Annotated in this window: 23 protein-coding genes and 1 riboswitch; of the genes, 2 read left to right on the top strand and 21 right to left on the bottom strand. The window is 38.3% G+C overall.

The genetic code is table 11. The features are described from left to right. Positions 1-49: 49 nt before the first annotated feature. From IGI49_RS03730 to IGI49_RS03720, 3 genes are all read right to left on the bottom strand, one after another. Positions 50-952 (bottom strand): tyrosine-type recombinase/integrase, encoded by a 903-nt coding sequence (locus IGI49_RS03730; RefSeq protein ID WP_429963403.1) that lies wholly within the window; start codon positions 950-952, stop codon positions 50-52. A 326-nt stretch (positions 953-1278) separates the two neighbouring features. Then, positions 1279-2007, bottom strand: a complete 729-nt coding sequence (locus IGI49_RS03725) for a nitroreductase family protein (RefSeq protein WP_429963402.1) — start codon at positions 2005-2007, stop codon at positions 1279-1281. Further along, positions 1991-3430, bottom strand: a complete 1440-nt coding sequence (locus IGI49_RS03720) for a PLP-dependent aminotransferase family protein (protein ID WP_429963401.1) — start codon at positions 3428-3430, stop codon at positions 1991-1993. Before IGI49_RS03720 ends, IGI49_RS03725 begins: the two co-directional genes overlap by 17 nt. Positions 3431-3650: 220 nt before the next feature. Here IGI49_RS03720 and IGI49_RS03715 point away from each other — a divergent pair, with 220 nt between their 5' ends. After that, positions 3651-4265 carry an HAD family hydrolase gene (locus IGI49_RS03715; RefSeq protein WP_429963400.1) on the top strand — a complete coding sequence of 205 codons (615 nt, stop codon included), beginning with the start codon at positions 3651-3653 and terminating at the stop codon, positions 4263-4265. Between the two features lie 72 nt (positions 4266-4337). Here IGI49_RS03715 and guaC read toward each other — a convergent pair whose 3' ends face one another. The 12 genes from guaC to purC form a co-directional block, all read right to left on the bottom strand. Further along, positions 4338-5315, bottom strand: a complete 978-nt coding sequence (gene guaC / locus IGI49_RS03710) for a GMP reductase (protein ID WP_429963399.1) — start codon at positions 5313-5315, stop codon at positions 4338-4340. 125 nt (positions 5316-5440) lie between these two features. Continuing rightward, the gene (locus IGI49_RS03705) at positions 5441-5878 is read right to left on the bottom strand and encodes a DUF3788 family protein (RefSeq protein WP_429963398.1); all 438 of its coding nucleotides are present in this window, start codon (positions 5876-5878) and stop codon (positions 5441-5443) included. A gap of 17 nt (positions 5879-5895) precedes the next feature. Next, on the bottom strand, positions 5896-6810 hold the full coding sequence (locus IGI49_RS03700) for an aldo/keto reductase (protein WP_429963397.1): 915 nt from the start codon (positions 6808-6810) through the stop codon (positions 5896-5898). Between the two features lie 317 nt (positions 6811-7127). Continuing rightward, positions 7128-8378 carry a phosphoribosylamine--glycine ligase gene (gene purD / locus IGI49_RS03695; protein ID WP_429963396.1) on the bottom strand — a complete coding sequence of 417 codons (1251 nt, stop codon included), beginning with the start codon at positions 8376-8378 and terminating at the stop codon, positions 7128-7130. A gap of 14 nt (positions 8379-8392) precedes the next feature. Further along, positions 8393-9928 (bottom strand): bifunctional phosphoribosylaminoimidazolecarboxamide formyltransferase/IMP cyclohydrolase, encoded by a 1536-nt coding sequence (purH, locus tag IGI49_RS03690; protein WP_429963395.1) that lies wholly within the window; start codon positions 9926-9928, stop codon positions 8393-8395. Further along, complete coding sequence (purN, locus tag IGI49_RS03685) at positions 9925-10497, bottom strand: phosphoribosylglycinamide formyltransferase (RefSeq protein ID WP_429963394.1); 573 nt, start codon at positions 10495-10497, stop codon at positions 9925-9927. The genes purH and purN overlap by 4 nt, the downstream gene beginning before the upstream one ends. After that, positions 10494-11540, bottom strand: a complete 1047-nt coding sequence (gene purM / locus IGI49_RS03680) for a phosphoribosylformylglycinamidine cyclo-ligase (protein WP_429963393.1) — start codon at positions 11538-11540, stop codon at positions 10494-10496. The genes purN and purM overlap by 4 nt, the downstream gene beginning before the upstream one ends. Positions 11541-11586: 46 nt before the next feature. Beyond that, complete coding sequence (purF, locus tag IGI49_RS03675) at positions 11587-13026, bottom strand: amidophosphoribosyltransferase (protein WP_429963392.1); 1440 nt, start codon at positions 13024-13026, stop codon at positions 11587-11589. After that, positions 13011-15230: a phosphoribosylformylglycinamidine synthase subunit PurL gene (gene purL / locus IGI49_RS03670; RefSeq protein ID WP_429963391.1), complete on the bottom strand. Its 2220-nt coding sequence runs from the start codon at positions 15228-15230 to the stop codon at positions 13011-13013. Before purL ends, purF begins: the two co-directional genes overlap by 16 nt. Further along, positions 15230-15910, bottom strand: coding sequence for a phosphoribosylformylglycinamidine synthase subunit PurQ (gene purQ, locus IGI49_RS03665; protein WP_207703335.1), 681 nt, complete (start codon positions 15908-15910; stop codon positions 15230-15232). The genes purL and purQ overlap by 1 nt, the downstream gene beginning before the upstream one ends. Before the next feature lies 1 nt (position 15911). Continuing rightward, complete coding sequence (gene purS, locus IGI49_RS03660) at positions 15912-16166, bottom strand: phosphoribosylformylglycinamidine synthase subunit PurS (protein ID WP_207703334.1); 255 nt, start codon at positions 16164-16166, stop codon at positions 15912-15914. Between the two features lie 2 nt (positions 16167-16168). Next, the gene (purC, locus tag IGI49_RS03655) at positions 16169-16888 is read right to left on the bottom strand and encodes a phosphoribosylaminoimidazolesuccinocarboxamide synthase (RefSeq protein WP_429963390.1); all 720 of its coding nucleotides are present in this window, start codon (positions 16886-16888) and stop codon (positions 16169-16171) included. 254 nt (positions 16889-17142) lie between these two features. Here purC and IGI49_RS03650 point away from each other — a divergent pair, with 254 nt between their 5' ends. After that, positions 17143-17514 (top strand): hypothetical protein, encoded by a 372-nt coding sequence (locus tag IGI49_RS03650; RefSeq protein ID WP_429963389.1) that lies wholly within the window; start codon positions 17143-17145, stop codon positions 17512-17514. Positions 17515-17561: 47 nt separating this feature from the next. On the opposite strand, the gene purB is transcribed toward IGI49_RS03650, so the two are convergent. The 6 genes from purB to clpB all read right to left on the bottom strand — a co-directional run bounded on the left by purB (position 17562) and on the right by clpB (position 25552). Further along, positions 17562-18857: an adenylosuccinate lyase gene (gene purB / locus IGI49_RS03645; RefSeq protein ID WP_429963388.1), complete on the bottom strand. Its 1296-nt coding sequence runs from the start codon at positions 18855-18857 to the stop codon at positions 17562-17564. Between the two features lie 12 nt (positions 18858-18869). Next, complete coding sequence (gene purK, locus IGI49_RS03640; RefSeq protein WP_429963387.1) at positions 18870-19991, bottom strand: 5-(carboxyamino)imidazole ribonucleotide synthase; 1122 nt, start codon at positions 19989-19991, stop codon at positions 18870-18872. Further along, on the bottom strand, positions 19984-20472 hold the full coding sequence (purE, locus tag IGI49_RS03635; RefSeq protein WP_207703329.1) for a 5-(carboxyamino)imidazole ribonucleotide mutase: 489 nt from the start codon (positions 20470-20472) through the stop codon (positions 19984-19986). Before purE ends, purK begins: the two co-directional genes overlap by 8 nt. 305 nt (positions 20473-20777) lie before the next feature. Continuing rightward, positions 20778-22097: a nucleobase:cation symporter-2 family protein gene (locus IGI49_RS03630; protein ID WP_429964960.1), complete on the bottom strand. Its 1320-nt coding sequence runs from the start codon at positions 22095-22097 to the stop codon at positions 20778-20780. Then, on the bottom strand, positions 22094-22675 hold the full coding sequence (locus tag IGI49_RS03625) for a xanthine phosphoribosyltransferase (RefSeq protein ID WP_429963386.1): 582 nt from the start codon (positions 22673-22675) through the stop codon (positions 22094-22096). Before IGI49_RS03625 ends, IGI49_RS03630 begins: the two co-directional genes overlap by 4 nt. A gap of 72 nt (positions 22676-22747) precedes the next feature. Continuing rightward, positions 22748-22845, bottom strand: a riboswitch (purine riboswitch). Positions 22846-22948: 103 nt separating this feature from the next. Next, the gene (gene clpB, locus IGI49_RS03620; protein ID WP_429963385.1) at positions 22949-25552 is read right to left on the bottom strand and encodes an ATP-dependent chaperone ClpB; all 2604 of its coding nucleotides are present in this window, start codon (positions 25550-25552) and stop codon (positions 22949-22951) included. Between the last annotated feature and the right edge of the window lie 43 nt (positions 25553-25595).

Genomic DNA, 25595 nt, shown 5'->3' with positions numbered 1-25595 from the left:
AAGTACGAAACCCAAACAAGATTATTAATATTTTGTTTGGGTTACCTATCTATTTTAGATTCATCAAAGTACTTGTTTTTAAAGATTTATTAATAAAATCCTCACTATTCAAGCTTTTTATATAATCCTGTGTAATACCAACATTACTATGCCCCATATTCAAGGAAAGTGTAAAAATATCTAAGCCATTCTTTAGCTGCATTGAAGCATAAGTGTGACGCAGTGTATGTGGACTGAAGCGTACTTCAGTTCTAATATTAACCTTCTTAGATATTATTCTCATAATTTGCCACACATTTTGTTTACTCATTCTTTTATTCTCATAAGTCACTATTAGAGCATGATTACACAATCCAAGCCTTTTTTTTACTCTTAAATATTTGATGAGCTCCTTTTGCATAAATGGACTCAAGACTACAGCTCTTTCTTTGTTCCCTTTTGAATTTAATATACGTATTTGCTTTTGCAATATGTCATCCTCATTTAGATTGGATACCTCACTAATACGCAGTCCACAATCTAGCATCAGCATAAATATTACAGTATTTCTATATCTTAATAGTTCATACGGATGACTCTTGGCAACAATAAGCAACTGCTTTATTTCATTTTCATTAAGCGGATAAATTATTTTCTTTTTTTCTGGTAGATTTTTTACTTGTACAGGATTAATTACTGTGTATCCTTCTTCTACACAGTAATCAAAAAGCTTTTTAAACATATTTATTCCAGTATTTATTGTAGTATTTTCTAACCCCTTTTTTTGCCACCAAAGGATCAATTCCTTAACATGAATTTTTTTAACTTGTTCAGGTGAAATATGCCTATCTTTGAAGAAAATGGAGTTGAATCCTAATTTATATTTGTAACTTTCCACTGTAGCATCTGAAAATCCTCTTACTGTTATTTCCAAAATATACTCTAAAATTAACTCTTCCCAATCTAAATGCACAAAAAAAGCCCCCTTTATTTTTAGCTAAAGAAGGCTTGAAGTAGTAGATAATGATTTATAAAATAACCAAAAAGTTAAGCTAACTAATTTAGTCCCAACCTGTTCCACCAACTAAGAGTCTCTCGATTCTTTCGCGGCAGCAGCTTGTGTCCATATAGGAGCCTCACCTAACAATTTATACAATTTCCACTTTTACTATAGTAAAGATAGCACTGAGTGTCAACAAAAAGAGCAACTTATGTGAGAATTTGAAAAGAAGTTGAACAGTATGTTCTCTGGGTCTCCCTATTTAAAAAGAGAAGAGATAGTAACAATTCTTCAAGCTTTTATTCTTTTAACAAACGTTGTTCTTTCACAAATTCATCGATGGTAACATTTGGCTTATTACTAAAATAATCCGCAAACTTTTTACTCCACAATTTAGTTTCTCGGGCTTCAGCAAAAACTTCCATGGTTTGATCGTACGCTTCAATTTCTCCGTAATCATACTCTTGATAACCATCATAATGAACAACTGTTTTTTCCGGTAAGCGTGGCTTAATACGCATTTCCATAGTAGGCTTACCAATACTTAACCCAGCCACTGGCAGTACGTAGTCGGGAAGGTTCAGTAATTCACTGATTTTTTTTATATCTTTACGAATGCTGCCCACTACCACGCTACCTAGTCCTAATGCTTCAGTTGCAACAACAGCATTTTGCAAAGCTAGTGCAGTATCAGTGACAGCCGTGATCAGTGGATCGATTCCTTCAGCAATTGAGTAGTCCACTTGATAATGCTCTGCTACTTTCTGTGTGCGTTTTAAATCTGCAACAAACAATAAGAAAACCGAACTTTTCAGCATATGAGGATTACCTGGATTAAGCTCAACAAATTTTTGGCGAAGTTTTTGGTTCTTGACTACAATGATGCTGTACATTTGACCATTCATCCAGCTGGGTGCTTGACGGCTTGCATCCAATATTTGTTGTAAATCCTCATCTGGCAATTGATAGTTCTCATCAAAATCCCGATAGGTACGATGATTATTTAATACTTCAATTATCTCTTTCATACTTACGACCTCCTATAATTTCTGATATCTTTTGCAGTTTAACAAAAAAGATGTAACACTCCTCTTCTGTCATCCGGGAATAATTCACCCGCATAGCCATTGTATCATTACTAAAGAGAAATGAGGGAGCTACCAAGAGCTTTTCTTGTAAAAAAAGACCCCAATCTTTGCGAGTCAACTTTTGGTGACGCCACTTCAGCCAAACGTAAAGTCCTCCGTCGATCTCTTCAAATTGCCAATCGCTGGAAACTGATTGGGCACAGCTATAGAAACAATCCCTCTTATGTTTGAGAGTGTCAATCAGCTCTTGACGATTAGTTTCGAAGGACTGATCGGTCAGTGCCGTATACGCGACTACTTGAGGGAAAACGCTAATAGAGAAATCCATCATTTGTTTAGCCTCAGATAAACGCTGAATCAGACTTTGATCGGCAACAATCCAACCGATCTTAATGGAGGAACCGAAAATTTTTGACAGTGACCCTAAATAAATCACTTGGTGAGGAGCCAAAGATTTCAGTGAAGGGGGAAGCTGTAAAAAGTTTAGTTCACCAAAAACATCGTCCTCTACAATTGGCAGCTGGTATTTTTCGCTCAAAGCAATTAATTGTTTGCGACGTTTCAAAGTCATGGTGTTGCCAGTGGGATTTTGAAATGTCGGATTTACGATAATTAACTTAACTCTTTTGGCTAGAATCAATTGCTCTAATGCCTCGATCTGCATTCCCTCTTCATCCATTGCCACACCGTATAATCGAACACCAGCTGTATCAAAAATTGGTAAAGAGTACAAAAATGAAGGATCTTCAATCGCTACACTGTCTCCGGCTTCAAGCATCACCTGCAACAACAGAAATAACGCTTGTTGGGCACCAGAAGTAATCAATACCTGATTAGTTGCTGCTTCTAATCCCTGCTCTCTATACAACCGTTCGCATATGATTCTCTGTAAAGGCGGATAACCTAAATCCCTCTGTTTCTTTTCTTCAATCAGCAACTCCTCCCAAGTATACGCAGGTAAACGAAAATCTGGGATTAAATCTAATGGCAGTTCTCCTGTGTATAGATCTAAGGTCTGAGTATCTTTCTGAATTTCATGCAGCTCCAGCAGATAGGGTTCTGTTTGTGGCGTTTCTCTGCTTAATAATTGCCGCCAATTCATGCGAGGTGTCGCACTACGTCCCCATCTCCCCTCGTTAACCAATGTACCGCTGCCTTGTTGACGAATAATCCAACCCAAGCTAACTAATTCCTCCAAAGCATGGACCACAGTCGAACGATTCACTTGATAGCTAGCAGCCAGTTTACGTTCAGAGGGTAAACGATCCCCTGGATTTAATTGTCCCTTTTGAATGTATTCAATGATTTGTTCCATGATTTGCTGATAAACAGGTATCTTTTTAGTGCTATCTAATTTCCACATACTAGGACCTCATTTTTATTGGATGGCTTAAAACTAAACCAATTTTATAAGAGTGTCAATACTAAATAGATTTTAACCTAAACAAGTATTACTCCCTTAACAAAACTATCCAAAACTCCTTTTTTGTTTAAACCTTCTCAGCAAATGCCAACTTTCTCTCCGAATTTGTTACAATAGACAGGTAATGTGCAAACAAGATCAATGAAGGTGAGGAATATTCATGATTAAAAATATCGTTTTTGATTTAGGTAATGTTCTGGTTAATTATGAGCCAACAAAGTTTATCACGAAATTTACAAATAATTCTCTTCATCAAAAGTTTTTACTTGAAAATATTTTTTTAACTGCGGAATGGATTGATTTTGACCGTGGAACCATTACAAAGGATGAAATTGCTCGTCGAGCGCTCAAAAAAGCACCTGCTGAATTAAAAGAAATTATCCCTAACATTTTAGCTACTTGGTACCAAGAAATCATGCCTATTCCTGAAATGGAAGCTATTGTAAAACAATTAAAAGATCAAGGCTATAAACTTTATGTTCTTTCAAACGCTCCAGATGATTTCTATAAATACGAAAAAAATATTCCTGCGTTGAAGTACATGGATGGTATCTTCGTAACTGCTGATTGGAAAATAATTAAGCCAGAAGCCCAAGTTTACTATACTTTTTGTCATCATTTTCAGCTGATTCCCTCTCAATGCATTTTCTTAGATGATCTGCCAGTAAATGTAGCGGGCGCCCGAGCAATCGGGATGGAAAGCTTTGTTTTCCGCAAGAATCTCTTTGCTCTAAAAGAATATCTAATTGACTTTGATATCGAAATAACTATTTAAAAAGATCCCGCTGCAGCTGATTAAAAGCTGTAACGAGATCTTTTTTTATTGAAATACTAAAATGTATCTTTCTTAAATAGTGTCACCATTAAAAATAGAATTTTTCACAACAACATAATCCACTGTCCGAATAGCTTCAAGATCATTTCCACCAGCATAAGAAATTGAAGACTGTAAATCTTGCTGCATTTCTATTAAGGTATCTGCTAAATTTCCTTTATAGGTTATCCAGATTTTTTTCCCCTCGACATTTTTCTTTTCGCCCTTTTGAAATTCTGAAGCGCTACCGAAGTATTCTTTATAAACCACACCATCTTGAACCATTGTTTCTCCTGGTGATTCCTCATGACCAGCAAATAATGAACCAATCATCACCATTGATGCTCCAAAACGAACAGATTTTGCAATATCACCATGAGTTCGAATTCCGCCATCTGCAATAATTGGTTTACGCGCAGCTTTTGCACACCAAGCCAATGCTGCTAATTGCCAGCCACCTGTTCCAAAACCTGTTTTAATCTTCGTAATACATACTTTACCAGGTCCGATACCGACCTTAGTCGCGTCAGCACCAGCATTCTCCAATTCTCTGACTGCCTCTGGCGTTCCTACATTTCCCGCAATTACGAAAGTTTTTGGCAATAATTCTTTAATATACTTAATCATCTTAATCACTGACTCTGAATGTCCGTGGGCTATGTCAATTGTAATATAATCCGGAATCAGTTTTTTATCAGCCAATTCTTTTACGAAGTTGTACTCACTTTCCTTAACACCTACACTGATAGATGTAATTAAGCCTTGTTTCTCCATCTTTTTGATAAAAGGAATTCTTTCCTCTTCATAAAAACGATGCATGATATAGAAATAACCATTTTTTGCTAAAAATTCGGCAATTTTTTCGTCAATAATTGTCTGCATGTTGGCTGGAACCACCGGCATTTTAAAAGTGTGTTCACCTAAAGTTACGCTAGTGTCGCATTCTGATCGACTGTTTACAATACACTTATTGGGAATTAATTGAATATCCTCATAATCAAATACTTTCATGAATTTCCTCCATAAATTGAATGACGTAAAAAAACATAGGGTTTTTCAGCCCTATGTAATTTACAACAATTCAAAATAAAAAGCAAGCTTTTTTTAAATAATGTTCGTGAAAACCGAACATTCCACTAAACTTTTTGGGTTTCTCTTAATTTTTTTGCCTGGAGGCTAACTAGATAGATGACATCTTCCATCTCAGCCTCAGTAGTAACGTCCATTTCAAATTGCTTAGTAGCTTTCGTCACGTGGGCATACTGTTCTTTAAATTCATTAGACATTACCTGCAACATCGGATCGAGGTAACTCCGACTAAATTCTGGAAAAGGTGTTACTACAGAAAAGTAATCATTATGAATAATGATTCGGCATAAAACGCCGTCATATTGAGCCACTTCAATATACCAACCAAATCTTTTCTGAAACATAATTTTGATTTCTGGATCATAATGTCGATTTAATTGTGCAAGTAAAATTTTCAAGTAATGGGCATTCGGTAAAAAGTCCATAAACTGATCTAAATCCGGCTTGGCTGCTTCCATTTGGGATGTTTGCCATTTGTTTTCCATATCACTCGCCTCTTTCATTAAGGTAAGTCATTTCCTGCAGCGAGATAGATACTATACCAATCTTCTCTCGTTAAGACTACATCCGCTGCCTCAGCAATTTCCTTAATTCGCTGTTCGTTCATTGTTCCAGCAATGACTTGCATTTTGGCTGGATGACGTAAAATCCAAGCACTTGCTAACCCTGTCGATGTAGTACCATAACGTGTTGCCAGTTCTTTTAATTTTTCATTTAGTTCAGGAAATTTAGGATTATCAATGAAGACACCCTCAAAGAATCCGTATTGATAAGGCGACCATGCTTGGATGGTCATATCATTAATACGTGAGTAGTCAATTAATCCACCATCATGATATAAACTGCGTTCATCCGTCATATTCACGTGAATTCCTTGATCAATCATTCCGGTATGCATAATTCCAAATTGTAATTGATTAGCTACTAACGGTTGCTTTACAGCAGTTTTTAGTAAATCAATTTGACTTGGATTCTGGTTGCTTACACCAAAATGACGAACTTTTCCTTCTTTTTCTAGCTTAGAAAAGGCTTCTGCCACTTCTTCGGGCTCCACCAATGCGTCTGGACGGTGGAGCAGCAAAGCATCCAAATAGTCTGTACCTAGACGTTGCAGACTCCCCTCTACGGCTTTAATAATATGTTCTTTTGAAAAATCGAACATAACACCCGGAACAATCCCGCATTTACTTTGGATAATCAAATCTTCTCGTTTAATGTTCGTTTTTTTCAACGCATCACGGAAAACCTCTTCGCATTCACCGTTACTATATATGTCTGCATGATCAAAAAAATTAATGCTATGCTCAACCGCTGTCTCGATCACTCGAACAGGGTCTTTTGCTTTATTCATTCGCATACAGCCTAAAATAACGGCTGAAACTTCTAAATCAGTCGAACCAAATTTAATCTTCTTCATGAAATATCTCCTTTTCCGATTCTCTAATCGTTTTATCATAATCAGTTTACCATTTTAAACAGATTCTGTCATTTTAAATGCAATGTTCTTTCTGATTTGCAAAGAAATGCTAAATAGCGCTTTCATTTAGTTGATAAAACCATTTGAAGTATTCCCACTAAAAACCCATCGAGAACTAATTTGATGAGTATTTGTAAAGTACTTTTAGATAGCTAGTTGTAAAGAATTAAAAATTCTCACTTAAATTTTCAATTATAGAATCTTGCACAAAAAAGCAGCTGCCCAATGAATACGGACAGCTGACGAATTAATTTTGATTACTGTTTACTTTTATCTCCTATATCATTACGATAGAAAAAATTAGTGGTATCTACTGATTTTAATGCTTGATAGACCTTAATCTGTGCTTCTTGGATAGTTGCTGCTTCAGCTTCAATTAAAAATACTCGTCCTCCTGAAGATTTCAATTGGTCTTTTTCTCCAGCTACTCCAGCATAATAAACGGTAACATCTTCGGCAAAGTTCGGTATTGGCATATCTTTTTTGTAGGATCCCGGATAACCTTCAGCAGCGATTACTACTCCCACAGCGGCATTTTCCTTCCAATTCAACTGAGGCTTTTTGCCATTTATCAGATCATCAAGTACTATTGTCAAATCACTCTCCATTCGCGGGAGAACTACCTGGGTTTCCGGATCGCCAAAACGAGCATTGAATTCAATTACTTTAGGACCAGCTCCAGTGGCAATTAAACCGGCATATAAAATACCAGTAAAGGGTGTACCATTTTTCACCATGCCGATGGCTGCTGGATAAAGTACTTTTTCAATCGCCTGTTGTACAGTAGCTTCAGAAATTTGTGGAACGGGAGAATAGGCTCCCATGCCTCCAGTGTTTGGTCCTTTATCCTGATCATATGCACGCTTATGATCCTGAGAGATTACCATTGGATAAACCTCTTCATTGCGAACAAAGGCAAGCAATGAAAATTCTTCTCCTTCAAGAAATTCTTCCACAACCACTTTTGAACCACTTGCTCCAAATTTTAAATCTGTCATCATTTCCTTCAAGGCAGCCAATGCTTCATACAATGTCATAGCAACTGTAACGCCTTTACCCGCTGCTAATCCATCTGCTTTAATGACAATCGGCGCACCTTTTTCTTTTACATAAGAAATGGCTTCTTCGTAATCAGTAAAGGCTTGGTAATCCGCAGTTGGGATCTGGTTATTCACCATAATCTCTTTGGCAAATTCCTTTGATCCTTCAATCATTGCTGCCTTTTTATTTGGTCCGAAGATTTTTAAGTTGGCCGCCTGAAAATCATCTACAATTCCATTCAGCAAAGGAACCTCTGGACCAACAAAGGTCCAAGAAATTTGCTGGTCTTTAGCGAACTTAATTAATTCTGGATGGTTGTCTTCTTGAATCGCAACCGTTTGAATGCCGTCTTTTTCCATCCCAGGGTTTCCCATTGCACAAAACACATCGCTTACTTTAGGACTGGAAAGAATTTTCTTTGCAATAGCATGTTCACGTCCACCACTGCCGATAATTAATACTCTCATTTATTTCCTCCCCATTAATGTCTGAAGTGACGTCCGCCAGTGAAAACCATAGCAACACCATATTTATTTGCCATAGCAATAGAGTCCTTGTCACGGATGCTTCCACCCGGTTGAACTATTGCTTTGATACCATGCTGTGCTGCATACTCTACACTATCATCCATTGGGAAGTACGCATCGCTGGCTAAAACAGCGCCATCCATTTTTTCTTTGGCCTGTTCTAATGCAATCTCAACTGAACCAACTCGATTCATTTGGCCTGCACCAATACCAACTGTTTGGTGTTCATTTGCTACAACAATCGCATTGGACTTCACATGTTTAACTGCTTTCCAAGCAAAGCTCAAGGCCTTCAATTCTTCTTCAGTTGGTTTGCGATCAGTCGCTATCTCCCAAGTATCAGGAGTTTCAGTTACTAAATCTTGGTCTTGAACCAGCAACCCACCTAAAACAGAAACAGTCTCTGGAGAGTAATTTTCCTTAATTTGATCAAAGTCTAATTGCATCAATCGCAGATTTTTCTTTGAAGCTAATAAATCAAAAGCCTCTTGATCAAAAGCAGGTGCCACAATAATTTCTAAGAACAGTTTGTGCATTTCTTCCGCAGTTTTTAAATCAATCGGACGATTAGCAATCAAGATTCCACCAAAAATTGATTTTGGATCTGCTTCATAAGCAAATTGATAGGCTTCAGCAATTGTTCTACCGCTGCCAATTCCACAAGGATTCATATGCTTTAAAGCTACCACCGTTGGTTCCTCGAATTCACGGATAATTCGTAAAGCAGCATCTGCATCTTTGATATTATTATAAGATAGTTCTTTACCATGCAGCTGTTTGGCGCTGGCAATCGAAAACGATACAGGCAAGGCAGATTGATAAAACGCAGCGTTTTGGTGGCTATTCTCACCGTAACGCAAGGTCTGCTTCAAATCGTACGTCAAGATCAATTTTTCTGGTTTAGTTTCCTCCACTGCTTTAGTCAGATACTCCGCAATTAAGGCATCGTATGCTGCTGTGTGTCGGAAAACCTTAGCAGCCAAACGTTTTCGTGTTTCTAAGGTAGTTTTCTGTTCTTCCTTTAATTCGCTCAAAACAACTTCATAATCTTTCGGATCAACGACCACTGTTACTGCATTGAAGTTTTTAGCAGCTGAACGCAGCATGCTTGGTCCTCCGATGTCGATATTTTCAATCGCTTCCTCTTCAGTAACATTAGATCTGCTGATAGTTTCTTTGAAAGGATATAAATTTACACAAATAAAATCAATCGGTTGGATATCATGTTTCTTCATAGCACTCATGTGCTCCACTACATCTCGACGGCCCAGTAGTCCACCATGAATTTTGGGATGTAATGTTTTTACCCGTCCGTCCATCATTTCTGGAAAGCCTGTCACTTCATCAATTGCTAATGTTGCAATTCCTGCCTCATCCAACACTTTCTTAGTTCCACCAGTTGAAATAACCTCGATTCCTTGTTCAACTAAACCTTTGGTAAATTCTACAATTCCTGTTTTATCTGATACACTAATTAGTGCTCGTCTCATCTTTGAATCTCCTTTACAATTTCAGCAATTACTCGTGGATAGAGCTGGTGTTCTACTTGATGAATTTTTTCTTCCAATTGTTCTAATGTATCCGACGATTCGATCTTAACCGCTTCTTGAGCAATAATAGGCCCAGTATCTACACCGCTGTCAATGTAATGAACTGTCACGCCAGTCTCACTGACTTTCGCGTCATAAGCATCTCGGATGCCGTGTAAACCTGGAAAATTTGGTAACAATGCTGGATGAAGGTTTATAATTCTATTTGCGTAAGCCTGCAGCAGACTTTTACCAATAATCCGCATATATCCTGCTAAAACAATAAGCTCAATTTCATGATCAGCTAAAAGCTCTAATAATGCTGCTTCATACGTTTGCTTGTCCTCAAACTCTTTCAGCTCAAACGAAACATATGGAATATTATGATCCTTGGCACGTTTTAATACATACGCATCATGATGATCAGCAAACAATAGAACTATTTCAGCTAGAATTTCACCCACCTCAACCGCTTGTATGATCGCCTCGAAATTTGAGCCATTACCTGAAGCTAAAACAGCTAATCTCATAGCTGAGCTCCTTTAAAGCTGATTGGCGTGTCCTTACGATTCACTATTTGTCCAATCGTATAAAATTCTTCTTTTTCACTCTTCAAGGTCGCTTCTACTTGCGAAACTTTTTCAGGAGAAACAGCTAGCACCATCCCAATACCCATGTTGAAAATTTCATACATTTCCATGGCTGGAATTTCACCGTATTTTTCCATTACTTTAAAAATTGGTAAAACTGGCCAAGTTCCCAAATTAATTTCACAAGCTAAATTATCCGGTAGCATCCGTGGAATATTTTCAACAAAACCACCGCCAGTTACATGAGCAATGCCATTCACTAATTCTTGTTTTACTAATGGTAAAACAGCGGAAACATAGATTTTGGTTGGTGTTAGTAGTTCGTCAGCTAATTTTTTATTTGCCAGTTCAGGAATTTTAGCATCGATTGCTAATTTATGCTGTTCAAAGAAAATTTTACGTACTAAAGAATAACCATTTGAATGAATTCCTGAAGAAGATAAACCAATTAAGACATCCCCTGCTTGAATTTTTTCACCAGTGATCATTTGACTTTTTTCAGCAATTCCTACAGTAAATCCAGCCAAATCATAATCATCTTCACTGTACATGCCAGGCATTTCTGCTGTTTCTCCCCCGATTAAAGCGGCACCAGCTTGAACACAACCTTCTACCACACCAGCTATTACTTGTTCCAAACGAGCCGGAATGTTTTTACCAGTTGCAATATAGTCTAAAAAATAGAGTGGTTCAGCACCTTGAGCAACGATGTCGTTTACACACATAGCAACACAATCAATACCGATTTGATCATGCTGATCTGATTGAATGGCCACCATCAATTTAGTTCCAACTCCGTCTGTACCAGAGACTAAAACAGGTTCTTTCAAATCGAATTGACTTAAATCGAAACAACCGCCAAATCCACCAATCGCTCCCATGACACCCTTGCGTTCAGTTCTTTTTACGTGCTTTTTGATTCGCTCTACTACTTCATAACCAGCTTCTACATCAACACCGGCTTTTGCATACGCGTTTCCCACTATATTCGCCCCTTTTTTTCTCATTCGTTTGGTGCTTAATTCTAATTTAGAAAAAAGATATTTTTTCTTTAAATGATGCTTGGTATTGTTCTTCATAATCGTACAACGGCGTTGGAAAATCCCCGTTAAAATAAGCCATACACAAACCAGAATACGGTGCATCGAAATTTAATCCAATCGACTGGATCAAACCATCCTCGCTCAAAAATGAAAGCGAATCGGCTTCTATACATTCACGAATTTCATCTACCGTATGATTGGCAGCTATTAATTCTTTGCGTGTCTGAATATCAATTCCATAAAAACAAGGATAACGTAAAGGCGGCGAAGCAATACGAACATGTACCTCTTTAGCTCCAGCTTCTTTTAAAAGATTAACAATTCGACGGCTTGTGGTTCCCCGAACGATTGAATCATCAACCATAATTACTTTTTTACCCTCTACCACACCACTCACGGCTGAGAGCTTCATGCGAACCCCTTGCTCCCGCAATTCCTGGGTCGGCTGAATAAAAGTACGCGCGACATATTGATTTTTTACTAATCCCATTTCGTAAGGGATACCGGAGGCTTCAGCATAACCGCTGGCAGCGGAAAGCGAAGAATTTGGAACGCCGACAACCATATCAGCGTCTACAGGTGATTCTTTTGCCAATGTTTTACCCATTTTTTTTCGAGCACTATGAACGTTCACACCAGCAATGTTTGAATCTGGACGAGCAAAATAAATATATTCCATTGAACAAATTGCATGCTGAGTATCTTCGGTAAAATGATCAACCGTTAACCCTTCATCATTAATAATGATGATTTCTCCAGGATTCACATCCTGAATGAACTCAGCACCAACAACCTCTAAGGCGCAGGTTTCTGAAGCTACTACATAGGCTCCATTTACCATGCGACCAATTGATAAAGGTCGAAATCCATTGGCATCTAAAGCTGCTACCATCGAATCTTCTGTCGCAATTAGATAAGCAAAGCCACCCTTTACGGCATTCAGGGATTCCTTTAGTCGATCCAAAAAAGTTTCTTTTTGACTGCGACGGATCAAGTGCATCAAAATTTCAGTATCAGAATTCGAATGAAAAATTGCACCATCCTTCTCCAACTCTTTACGCAAGCTTTTAGCATTAGTCAAATTACCATTATGAGCTAAAGCCAAATCGCCATCGTAAAATTTAAATAGAAATGGTTGAATGTTGTCCACACTGCCGTTACCAGCTGTCGCATAACGGACGTGACCTATTGCAGCTTGACCTGCTAATTTTTCTAACTGCTGATCATCTTTAAATACCTCAGACAATAATCCTAAACCACGGTATCCGATCAATTTCCCGTTATTATTGACTACAATTCCGGCACCTTCTTGTCCCCGATGCTGCAAACTGTGCAAACCAAAATAAGTGACGCGAGAAGCATCTGGGTGACCCCAGATGCCGAATACGCCACATTCTTCATTTAAGCTTCTTACTTCATAAGACATGGAATAGCTTCCTCCCATAATTGTACGGCCGTCTTAGTTGCAACTTGAATACGAGCGTTCTCTGCTTGAATTATCAATTCACCACTTTTAGTCACTTCACCAATCAACTGAGCCTTTGTTCCCATTAGTTCTTCAAAAGCTGCTTGTTGCACTCTTGGAATAGAAACAACAAAACGTGATTGAGTTTCGGCAAATAATTTTTCTTTAGATAGTGCCAATTTCACGTCCACACCCAATTCATTAGAAAAAGCTGCTTCAGCAATCGCTACTGCTAAGCCACCTTCTGCACAATCATGACAGCTTGAAACATATCCCGCTTTGATAGCTTTCAGCATCTTCTCTTGGTTTTCTTTCTCAGTAGCTAGATCAAAGTTCATCAATTTTCCTTCGATACGCCCAAGCTGCATTTTTTGAATCTCAGACCCGTTAAAATCATCACTGGTTTTTCCAATTACATACACCAAGTCTCCCGCTTGTTTGAATTCTTGGGTGGTGATATGATTCAGGTCTTCAATTAAGCCGACCATACCAATCATTGGTGTCGGATAGATTGCTTTTCCATTAGTTTCATTGTATAAGGAAACATTCCCCGAGATAACTGGTGTGTTCAATGTACGACACGCTTCTGAAATCCCATCTGCAGAAGTCCACAATTCCCAGAATACTTCTGGCTTTTCTGGAGACCCATAATTCAAACAATCTGTTATGGCTAGCGGCTGTCCACCAGATGCCACAATGTTGCGAGCTGCTTCAGCAACCGCAATTTGCCCGCCAATTTCTGGATTCAAATATAAGTAGCGAGCATTACAGTCAGTAGTCATCGCCAATGCTTTATTTGTTCCGCGAACACGCAATACTGCCGCGTCGCTTCCTGGTCGGACAACTGTGTTAGTACGCACCTGCGAGTCGTAGGTTTCATAGATCGAACGCTTTGAAGCAACAGTTGGTTGTTTTAATAATTCTAATAAAGTCTCAGTGGCATTTTCTACTTTTGGAACAAAATCAGCCATCGCTGCAAATTCCTGAATACGAGCTGGTTCAGTCCGTTCATTTTCGTAAACTGGTGCATCTTCAGCTAAAGCATCTACTGGTAAGTTCGCTACTTCAGCTCCATGATGGTACAAGCGATACATTCCATCATCAGTTACTTCACCTATTGTTACAGCATCCAATTCATACTTTTTGAATAACTCAACTACTTCAGCTTCATGACCCTGTTCAACACAAATCAACATACGTTCTTGAGATTCTGATAGCATCATTTCATACGGTGTCATATTAGTTTCCCGCTGTGGAACATCATCGAGATATAATTTTAAGCCTGATCCAGCTTTTGAGGCCATTTCAGCACTTGAAGATACTAAACCCGCTGCCCCCATGTCTTGAATGCCTACTAAAATATTAGCATGTTCTAAAATTAGTTCTAAACAAGCTTCTAAAAGCAGCTTTTCCATAAATGGATCTCCAACCTGAACTGCTGAACGCTGCTGCTCTTCGCCCTCAACAAATTCTTCTGAAGCGAAAGTTGCACCATGAATACCATCACGACCAGTTTTTGCCCCGACATACATAATCGAATTACCTACACCTTTAGCTTGGCCCTTTTGGATATCTTTATGATCAATCAATCCAACACACATAGCATTTACCAATGGATTACCTTCATAGCATGGATCAAAGGCTACTTCGCCACCAACAGTAGGAATTCCAATACAGTTACCGTAGCCGCTAATACCTGCTACTACTTCCTCTAATAAATATTTCGTACGAGCATTATCTAATTCACCAAAGCGTAATGAATCTAAACACGCAATTGGACGAGCTCCCATACTGAAAATATCCCGGATAATTCCTCCTACACCAGTAGCAGCTCCTTCATAAGGTTCAACTGCCGATGGATGATTATGGCTTTCAGCTTTAAATACAACTGCTTGCCCATCGCCAATATCAACTATCCCAGCACCTTCACCAGGGCCTTGTAATACTTGTTTTCCTTCAGTTGGGAACTTCCGCAAAACCGGTTTAGAATTTTTGTACGAGCAATGTTCACTCCACATAACAGAAAATAGGCCTGTTTCCGTATAATTTGGCATACGATCCAAGATATCCTCAGAAATTAGGCGGTATTCTTCATCTGTTAATCCCCACTCGGCATAAATGCGCTGATCTTTAATTTGTTGTGGTGTCGGTTCTACATTTATCATTAGTTAGCGTTCACCTTTCCGAAGTTTCTTAAAATTGAGGCAAAGAACTTTTTGCCGTCTTCTGAGCCTAGTATTTTTTCCATAGCTCGTTCTGGATGAGGCATCATACCTAGAACATTGCCTTGTTTGTTAATTATTCCAGCAATGTTCTCTACACTACCATTAATATTTTCTCCTTCATAAGCGAAAACTATTTGATTGTTAGCCTTTAGCTCCGCCAAAGTTTCTTCGTCACAATAGTAATTGCCTTCACCATGGGCCACAGGAATCTGTATCGTCTCATCTTGCTCATACTCACTGGTAAATTTCGTTTGATTATTCACAACTGCTAACGGAGTAATTTTACTGATAAATTTTAATGTATCGTTACGACGCAAAGCTCCTGGCAGCAATCCTGCTTCAGTTAATATTTGGAACCCATTACAGGTACCAAAGACCGGTTTACCTTCTTGAGCAAAACGAACTACTTCATTCATAATAGTAGCAAAACGAGCAATCGCCCCACAGCGCAAATAATCGCCGTAAGAAAATCCGCCGGGTAGCAGCACTCCGTCGAAGCCTTCTAAACTAGAAGCATCATAACGAACGTATTCGCAATCCGCACCCATGATCTCTTTCATCGCCCAGTACATATCCATATCGCAGTTAGAACCCGGAAAAACAACGACAGCAAACTTCATGCTAGACTTCCTCCATCTCAAGGATTTCAAAACGGTACGTTTCCATGTTGATATTTGCCAACAACTTGTCACAAACCTCTTCAATCATTTCTTCGATAGAACGATCACTTTTGGCTACTTTCATTTCGAAATATTTACCAATCCGAATTTCTTCAATTTCTTCATACCCCAAACGATGAACTGCTCCTTTCACAGCTTCTCCCTGAGGATCCAAAACAGATTCTTTATACGTGACATAAACTTTTACAAAATACATAGTTAAGCTCCTTTTCGTTGGTTTAATCGGTTGAAAACTTCTTGATAAACGGGAATGATATCCCCCAAATCACGGCGATAAATATCTTTATCTAAATGGGCATTTGTAGTTAAATCCCATAGACGGCAGGTATCTGGTGAAACTTCATCAGCTAGCAGAATATCACCATTAGCAGTCCTGCCAAATTCCAATTTAAAGTCAATTAATTGAATATTGATTTCGGTGAATAATTTTTTTAGGACCTCATTCACTTGCAACGCTTTTTTACGTAAGGCTGCAATTTCTTGTTCAGAGGCAATTTCTAATACTTTGATGTGATCTTCGGTGATCATTGGATCGTCTAAGTCATCGTTTTTAAAGTAAAACTCAACGATCGGAAATTTTAGAGGAGTCCCTTCAGTAATTGCCAGTCGTTTAGAAAAACTGCCAGCAGCAACATTTCGAACTACGACTTCCAGAGGGATAATTGAAACTGAACGAATTAATTGTTCTGTCTTTGAAATCTGTTCAATAAAATGATTCTCAATGCCTGCTTGGTGCAGATAAGAAAAAATTAAACTTGTAATCTGATTGTTAAGTTCGCCTTTACCAGAAATTTGATCTTTCTTTGCACCATTTAAAGCTGTTGCTTGATTCAAATACTCTACCCATACAACATCTGAATCATCGGTATTAAACAATTGTTTTGCTTTGCCTTCATAAAGCAATGCTTCTTTTTTCACAGATACACGCTCCTTTATAATGAACAATCCGATCACATCTAACATGAATCGTTCGTTTCTTTATCATCTATAGTTTAACAAGCCAAAAAAAATGGGTCAACATATTATCGTATATTATAATTATTTTTTCTTGCTATCGTTCGTGTTTTACTAAATATAGGATTTCAAAAAAAGGGATCGACCATAGATAACGTTTACAATTTATTCTAAGGGTGATATATTTTACATGAGAGAATAATATCGGGGGAATTATTATGTTAGATTCGCAGTCAGCAGCTCAAGAATTTATTGCTACACTATCTGAATATGATAAACAACTATTGCTTAATTCACTATTAGGACTTGATGAAACCCACACTAGCAACTGTAATGTCAGCTTCTATTCTTGTCACAATTTAAGAAAATTGTTAAAGCCTAAACGCTCCGAATGTATGCAATCATTACACTTCAAAAATGATCAGCAGGATGAATTAATTATTACACAGCTGAAGGATCATTCCTTCTTAAAGAACTCTTATCGTATTGAAATCAACTATAAGAATCATTCCTACGATTATTCATTGATTTCTTCGTTGCTAGATCATTTAAAGCAGACATATTTTATGGAAATAGAATCTTATGCATAGTAAAAAAACCGCATATTCTGATTATATGCGGGTTTTTTTATCAAAAATTAGTTTATACCAATACGTTTGAATACTTCGTCAACATTTTTCAAATGATAGTTATAATCAAATGCATCGTCCAATTCGTTTTCAGGTAAGACGTTAGTAATCTTTTCATCGGCTTCTAGTAATGGACGGAAGGCTGTTTGATTATCCCAAGCATAAGCTGTTTTGGGTTGAACTAAATCATAAGCCTCCTCGCGAGTCATGCCATTGTCGATTAGTTTTAACATTACACGTTGGCTGTAAATTAGTCCAAATGTAGCATCCATATTGCGTTTCATATTTTCCGGGAAGACCGTCAAATTTTTGACGATATTGCCAAAACGGTGCAACATATAATCCACTAAAATAGTTGTGTCAGGAACGATAATCCGCTCAGCTGAAGAATGAGAAATATCCCGTTCATGCCAAAGCGCAACATCCTCATATGCAGTTACCATATGTCCACGAACCACACGAGCCAATCCCGTCATATTTTCAGAACCAATTGGATTACGTTTATGAGGCATTGCAGAAGAACCTTTTTGACCTTTTGCAAAAAATTCCTCTACTTCACGCGTTTCAGATTTTTGTAATCCACGAATCTCTGTAGCAAATCGTTCAACTGAAGTTGCGATTAGCGCCAAAGCTGAAAAATATTCAGCGTGCAAGTCCCTAGGTAAAACTTGAGTAGAAATTTCTTGTGGGCGAATGCCTAAATTTTCGCAAACATATTTTTCTACAAATGGTGGAATATTAGCAAACGTTCCAACTGCTCCAGAAATTTTACCGGCCTCTACCCCTTTTGCTGCACGATCAAATCTTTCAATATTTCTTTTTATTTCTGAATACCACGTTGCTAATTTTAAACCAAAAGTTGTTGGTTCAGCGTGCACACCGTGGGTACGCCCCATCATTACTGTATATTTGTGTTCTTTGGCTTTTTCACCAATGATCGCCAAAAATACAGCTAAATCTTCGCGTAAAATGTCATTGGCTTGTTTATACAAGTAACCATAAGCTGTGTCAACTACATCTGTACTAGTTAATCCATAATGAACCCACTTGCGTTCTTCACCTAATGTTTCAGAGACTGCACGCGTAAATGCTACAACATCATGCTTAGTTGACTGTTCAATTTCTAAAATACGATCAATATCAAAATCAGCATTTTCACGAATTTTTTTAACGTCTTCTTTAGGAATCTCACCTAATTCAGCCCAAGCTTCATCCGCTAAAATTTCTACTTCGAGCCAAGCACGGTAACGATTTTCATCACTCCAAATTTCACCCATTTCAGGTCGAGTATAACGAGGTATCATATTGTTCTCCTTTTAATCCCAGATTTCAGTATTTTTAATTTCTTTTAATGATTGGCCAATATCTTCTGTCAGCAAGGTAATATGTCCCATTTTTCTACCCTTTTTAGCCATTGCTTTACCATAATAATGAAAATGCCAATCAGGCTTTTCATCGATAATTTCATAAGTTCCAAGTAAGTTTTCCCCTAATACATTCACCATAACCACATCCGACAATAATTTTGGTTGAGCGAGTGGCCATCCACAAATACCTCGAACATGCGCATCAAATTGGCTCATGGAACAAGCCTCAATCGTATAATGACCGGAATTATGAGGACGAGGTGCCATTTCATTAACATACAATGCACCGGCTTTGGTCAAAAACAATTCAACACACAAAGTTCCTACTAACTCAACACCCTCTGCAATTACTTCCGCAATCCGTTTGGCTTCCTCAGCAACGGCGGGAATAATTTGAGCTGGAGCTATAGTCTCATGCAAAATATTGTTCCGATGATTATTTTCTACAACAGGAAAAGTCACATATTCTCCGTAGCCATTTCCAGCTACTAAAACAGAAAGCTCCTTTTCAAAAGGAATCCATGCTTCTAGCACACAAGTTCCAGAGCGCAACAAATTCATGGAAGGGGCTAAATCAGAAGTTCCTTTCAACACGTATTGACCATGTCCATCGTATCCGCCGCGTGTCGTTTTCAATACACAAGGATACCCGATACCTTCGATGGCATCCTGTATATCCGTCGGGCTGATAATTGTGGCATAGGGAGCAATCACAATATTATTCCCCTCTAAAAAAGCTTTCTCCATTAAACGATCTTGAGTAATAGCCAGTAAATCCGTTCCCTGAGGAATGTTAGCTCGGTCGACAATTTGATTCAATGCATCAACATCCACATTCTCAAATTCATAGGTAATGACTTGCGTACGGCGAGCCATTTCTTCTAGCGCCGCCTGGTCATCGTAAGGGGCGATGATATGCCAATCTGAAACTTGAGAGGCTGGACAGTCTTCAGTTGGATCGATAATGCCAATGCGAAACCCCATTTCTTTCGCACTAATCGCCATCATCCGACCTAATTGCCCCCCGCCCACAATTCCAATTGTTGCGCCAGGTTGTAAAGGTTTAACCAAGTTGTTCACTACTTTCCAATACAGAATCTTTCATTTTCTGACGTTTAGCATCTAAACGAACAGCTATGTTTTCATCATACATTGAAAGCATCTGAGCCGCAAGTAGTCCAGCATTTGTTGCCCCGGCTTTTCCAATAGCTGTTGTTGCCACAGGAACTCCACCAGGCATTTGAACAATTGACAAAAGGGAATCCAATCCATTAAGAGCCTTCGATTGAACGGGTACACCGATAACAGGTAGAGTAGTTTTAGCCGCTACCATGCCTGGCAAATGTGCTGCACCGCCTGCTCCAGCAATGATAACTTTGATCCCTCTGCTTCGCGCTTTTTCAGCAAATTCAAACATTAAATCTGGTGTACGATGGGCGGAAACTACCTGTTTCTCATAAGAAATTTCTAGTTCGTCTAAGCTGTCACAAGCATGTTTCATTGTTTCCCAATCGGAAGTACTTCCCATAATAATCGCTACTTCTGGCTTCATAAATTGCTCCTTTCATTATGTCATTCACATTTTAACAAGCAATTAAAATGAAGTCAAAACAATATTCGAATAATAGACATAGAATCTCAGCTATTGTTCGTATTTAATTAGATATATTGGTCAAAATTTCTGATTTTCCACATAGATTACTGAGATAGTTACCATTTCCTTAATGAGCATTCTAAATAATATTTTTCTAAACAAAAAGGCAATCCAAAGAGCAATTTGTAATGACCATAAAAAGTTAAATTTTTAATCTAACTCTTAGGGATCGAAACAATTAGCAGTTTGGATTACCTTGCTATTTACGTATGTGAATTAGTTGCTTTAATCGAAGCTTTTGTTTTACCAGAATAACCGTGAAAGACTAGATTTAAAACAATTGCTGATAAACTGCTCATAACAATTCCGTTACCAGTAAACATTTGAACAGTTGCTGGCAGCTGATTGAACAAGGTCGGCATTGCATTGAAGCCTAGACCAAAACCAATTGAAATTGCAACAATCAACAAATTTTTTTCGTTATGAAAATCAATTGTTGAAAGCATCTTCATACCTTGAACAGCCACCATGCCAAACATTACCAGCATGCCGCCACCTAATACAGGCTCAGGAATAATTTGTGCTAGCGCCCCAATTTTTGGAAATAAGCCTAAGATAATCAGAAAAAAAGCTGAGAAATAAATTGGTTTACGGGTCTTAATACCGGATAGTTGAACCAGACCTACATTTTGCGAAAAACCAGTATAAGGGAAAGTATTAAATATTCCACCTAAAACAACTGCCAATCCCTCTGCACGATATCCTCGTTTCAAATCATCTTCTTGTATTTTCTTTCCTGTGATATCACCAAGCGCAAAATATACACCCGTTGACTCCACCATACTAACAATTGAGATAATAATCATCAGTAGAATTGAAGAAATATCAAAAGTCGGCGTCCCAAAGTAAAAAGGCTGCGGCACATGAAATAACGGAGCATGACCAATTGCCGAAAAGTCTACTCGATTTAAAACCATCGCTAAAAGTGTTCCACCAACTAAACCGACTAACACTGCAATGGAACGAATAAAACCTTTACCAAAAATTTGAATGACTAATATAAGTGCGATAGTTACGAAAGCCAACAACAAGGTTGTCGGATCACCAAAATTCGAAGCAGAAGCATCACCACCACCCATTTTTGTGATCGCAACTGGAATTAGAGTCAATCCGATCGTTGTAATTACCGTACCGGTAACTACTGATGGAAACAGCTTTTCAACCTTTGAAAAGAACCCTGCAATCAAGACAATAAATACTCCAGCAGCAATGATCGAGCCATAAATAGCACCGATACCCTTTGTCTGACCGATTAAAATTAATGGTGCTACAGCTTGAATTGCACAGCCTAAAACAACAGGTAGCCCAATCCCAAAAAACTTGTTTACTGTTAGCTGAAGTAATGTGGCTATTCCACACATAAAAATATCAATGGAAATTAGATACGTCATTTGTGATTCGTTAAATCCTAAACCTGTTCCGATTAATAAAGGAACAGCTACCGCTCCAGCATACATCGCTAATAAATGTTGCAGCCCTAAGACAGCGGCCTTTCCATTTCCATTTTGATTTGACAAAATTATGCATCCTCCTCTAAAAATGCTACTTTACCGTCATGAAGTGAAGCAATTCTAGCAAGTGAAACAACTGGAATACCCATGTCTTCTAATAATTGACGTCCATCTTGAAAAGATTTTTCAATTAAGATACCAATGCCAGCTACCTCAGCACCCGCTTGGCGACATAATTCGATCAAGCCTTTGGCAGCTTGGCCATTTGCTAAGAAATCGTCTATCAAAAGTACACGGTCTTCACTAGACAAGAATTTTCGAGAAATTGAAATAGTGCTAGTAAGCTGTTTAGTAAAAGAATAGACAGAAGAAGTTAATAATTCTTCATCCATGGTTAGGCTCTTTGACTTGCGAGCAAAAATCATTGACACTCCTAACGCTTGAGCAGCATAGACTGCTGGAGCGATTCCGGAAGCTTCGATAGTAACTACCTTTGTAATTTTTTGATCTGCAAAGACTTCAGCAAAACGTTTACCAGTTGCTTCCATCAATATTGGATCGACTTGGTGAGTCACAAATTCATCGACCTTAAGTACCCCGTCGCCTAATACACGTCCATTTTTTTTGATGCGTTCTGTCAATTCTTTCATAATCCTCTTCCTCTCTATGGTAAGTTTAAACAAAAGACGCACCAATTCTGCATAAAGCAAAAAAGGTACGCCAAACGTACAATTTTTGCTTATAGTCTTGCGTTTACGGCACAAGGTAGAAACTGTCATCCCTATCATGACGATATATAAGCTTTAAAAATATAGTAGCATTATCCACATTTTGAAAAGAAAAAGCAAGTAAAAATGATGATTCATGAAAACTTTCATCACAAATTCATCATTCTCACCTGCTCCGTTAATTAAGTGTAGGAATTATTCTTCGATCGGTTCTTTTAGAAATACTAATTGATCATTTAATAATTCGAGTGTTACCCGTGTTTTTGGCAATATTCGCCCCGCAATAATTTCTTTTGCCAGCGGTGTCTCTACTTCACGAGTAATGAAACGTTTCAGAGGTCGTGCCCCGTACTGAGGTTCATACGCATTTTCAGCAATCCAAGATTTTGCCTGATCAGTAATAATCAATTGAATTTCCTGATCCTCTAACCGAAGTGAAAGCTGAGCAACTAATTTTTCTACGATCCCTTTCACGTTTTCCAAACTTAATGGTGTAAACAATATTGTATCATCAATTCGATTCAAGAATTCAGGCTTAAAGTGCCCTCTCAGCATGTTCATAACCTGTTCCTGAACTGATTCAGGTATTTCTCCATCAGCAGTTACACCGTCTAACAGTACCTGTGAGCCGATATTACTAGTCATAATTAACACAGTATTTTTGAAGTCTACGACACGACCTTTAGAGTCGGTCAGACGCCCATCATCTAACACCTGCAACAAAATATTGAAAACATCCGGATGGGCCTTCTCAATTTCATCCAATAAAATGATGGTATATGGATTGCGGCGAACCGCTTCTGTCAGCTGACCGCCCTCTTCATAACCTATATATCCTGGAGGGGCTCCAACCAATCGTGAAACAGCATGTTTTTCCATGTATTCACTCATGTCTATTCGAACCATATGGTCCTGTGAATCGAACAGATTTTCAGCTAATGCCTTTGCTAATTCCGTTTTTCCGACACCCGTTGGTCCCAAGAACAGGAAAGAACCCAATGGGCGATTTGGATCTTGCAACCCAGCTCGAGATCGAAGCACTGCATCACTTACTGCATCAACTGCTTCATCTTGTCCGATTACACGTTGATGCAATGTATCGTTTAGGTTCAACAGTTTCGCTCGGTCACCCTCTACTAGCTTAGTTACCGGAATACCCGTTGAACGAGCAACCACTTGGGCAATTTCATTTTCAGTCACCGATTCTTGAACCATCCGAATATCATTGCTTTCATTCTTAGATTCAAGGTCTTCTAATTCTTTCTCCAACTGAGGGATTGTCCCATGACGTAACACTGCGGCTCTTTCTAAATCATAATTATTCTCTGCATCTTCTAATTCATGTTTCGCCTGATCAATTTCGGCTCGTTTATTAGAGACCGCATTAACTTCTTCCTTTTCTGTTTCCCATTGCAAACGCATGGCATTCGCTTCTTCTCGCAAGTCTGCTAATTCTTCCTGCAGATTACCTAAACGTTTCTTACTAGCATCGTCAGTTTCCTTTTTCAATGCAGCTTCCTCAATCTCCAACTGCATTAAGCGTCGAGTAACTTGATCCAGCTCTGTCGGCATAGAATTCATTTCTACACGAATGCTTGCACTAGCTTCATCCACTAGGTCTATTGCTTTATCAGGTAAAAAGCGATCCGTAATGTATCGATCAGATAATGTGGCAGCAGCCACTAATGCATTATCATGAATATTAACACTATGATGGATTTCGAAACGCTCCTTTAATCCTCGCAAAATACTAATTGTATCTTGGACTGTCGGTTCTTTTACCAAAACTTTTTGGAAACGACGTTCTAACGCTTTATCTTTTTCCATATATTGTCGATATTCATCTAAGGTTGTTGCACCAATTAAATGCAATTCTCCACGAGCTAGCATGGGTTTTAGCAGGTTTCCAGCATCCATACTTCCCTCCGTTTTACCAGCACCTACAATATTATGGATTTCATCAATAAAGAGTAGAATTTGTCCGTCGGATTTTTTAACTTCCTTTAAGACAGATTTTAATCGTTCCTCAAATTCTCCCCTGAATTTTGCTCCAGCGATAAGTGATCCCATATCTAGCGAAAAAATAGTTTTGTTTTTTAGATTTTCCGGTACATCTTTGCGAACAATCCGTTGGGCCAATCCTTCCACGATAGCCGTTTTACCAACTCCAGGTTCACCAATTAAGACCGGATTATTTTTGGTCTTACGAGATAGAATTCGGATGACATCTCGAATTTCTTCGTCCCGACCAATAATTGGATCTTGTTTACCATTTTTTACTTGTTGAACTAAGTCAACTCCATATTTTTCTAATGCTTTATAGGTTTCTTCTTGATTTTGAGAAGTCACACGATCTCCCCCTCTAATATCTTCAATATTTTTTTGTACTTCTTTTTTGTTTAACCCAACTTGATTAAGGTATTTCGTCAAGCGATAATTTTTCAAGCTCATTAATGCAAGTATTACAATCTCAGTAGACAAATATTCATCTTGATAGTGTTCTCTTAATTTATCTGCTTCCCTTAACAAGGAAAACAAATTTTGGCTAAGATTTTGTCCGTAAACAATATTTTCACCGGCGACTGTAGGATAGTCATCTAGCGCACGATCAATTTCTATTTCAAATGCTTCCACATCTATACCAGCATCTGTGTAAAAATTGCGGCCGAAATGATTAGGCTGTAATAATATTTTCCATAGATGGGCAATATCAATTTCTTGATGTTGACGCGTCATAGCAATTTGTTGAGCCTCAGCAATCGCCTCTTGTAAGGTAGTAGTCATTTTTTCAATATTCATTCAATTACCTCCTCTAAACCTTTTGAGGTTTCCCTCACGAATA

It is taken from the genome of Enterococcus sp. AZ071 (assembly GCF_050499065.1).
GTDB lineage: Bacteria > Bacillota > Bacilli > Lactobacillales > Enterococcaceae > Enterococcus_A > Enterococcus_A ferrettii.
Note: the sequence above shows the minus strand (reverse complement) of the source record. Positions and strands in the feature narration are given on the sequence as shown.

Coding starts and splice junctions, on each gene's coding strand:
- IGI49_RS03725 (WP_429963402.1), bottom strand. CDS start 2,007: ATGAAAGAGATAATTGAAGTATTAAATAATCATCGTACCTATCGGGAT.
- IGI49_RS03720 (WP_429963401.1), bottom strand. CDS start 3,430: ATGTGGAAATTAGATAGCACTAAAAAGATACCTGTTTATCAGCAAATC.
- IGI49_RS03715 (WP_429963400.1), top strand. CDS start 3,651: ATGATTAAAAATATCGTTTTTGATTTAGGTAATGTTCTGGTTAATTAT.
- guaC (WP_429963399.1), bottom strand. CDS start 5,315: ATGAAAGTATTTGATTATGAGGATATTCAATTAATTCCCAATAAGTGT.
- IGI49_RS03705 (WP_429963398.1), bottom strand. CDS start 5,878: ATGGAAAACAAATGGCAAACATCCCAAATGGAAGCAGCCAAGCCGGAT.
- IGI49_RS03700 (WP_429963397.1), bottom strand. CDS start 6,810: ATGAAGAAGATTAAATTTGGTTCGACTGATTTAGAAGTTTCAGCCGTT.
- purD (WP_429963396.1), bottom strand. CDS start 8,378: ATGAGAGTATTAATTATCGGCAGTGGTGGACGTGAACATGCTATTGCA.
- purH (WP_429963395.1), bottom strand. CDS start 9,928: ATGAGACGAGCACTAATTAGTGTATCAGATAAAACAGGAATTGTAGAA.
- purN (WP_429963394.1), bottom strand. CDS start 10,497: ATGAGATTAGCTGTTTTAGCTTCAGGTAATGGCTCAAATTTCGAGGCG.
- purF (WP_429963392.1), bottom strand. CDS start 13,026: ATGTCTTATGAAGTAAGAAGCTTAAATGAAGAATGTGGCGTATTCGGC.
- purL (WP_429963391.1), bottom strand. CDS start 15,230: ATGATAAATGTAGAACCGACACCACAACAAATTAAAGATCAGCGCATT.
- purQ (WP_207703335.1), bottom strand. CDS start 15,910: ATGAAGTTTGCTGTCGTTGTTTTTCCGGGTTCTAACTGCGATATGGAT.
- purS (WP_207703334.1), bottom strand. CDS start 16,166: ATGTATTTTGTAAAAGTTTATGTCACGTATAAAGAATCTGTTTTGGAT.
- IGI49_RS03650 (WP_429963389.1), top strand. CDS start 17,143: ATGTTAGATTCGCAGTCAGCAGCTCAAGAATTTATTGCTACACTATCT.
- purB (WP_429963388.1), bottom strand. CDS start 18,857: ATGATACCTCGTTATACTCGACCTGAAATGGGTGAAATTTGGAGTGAT.
- purE (WP_207703329.1), bottom strand. CDS start 20,472: ATGAAGCCAGAAGTAGCGATTATTATGGGAAGTACTTCCGATTGGGAA.
- IGI49_RS03625 (WP_429963386.1), bottom strand. CDS start 22,675: ATGAAAGAATTGACAGAACGCATCAAAAAAAATGGACGTGTATTAGGC.
- clpB (WP_429963385.1), bottom strand. CDS start 25,552: ATGAATATTGAAAAAATGACTACTACCTTACAAGAGGCGATTGCTGAG.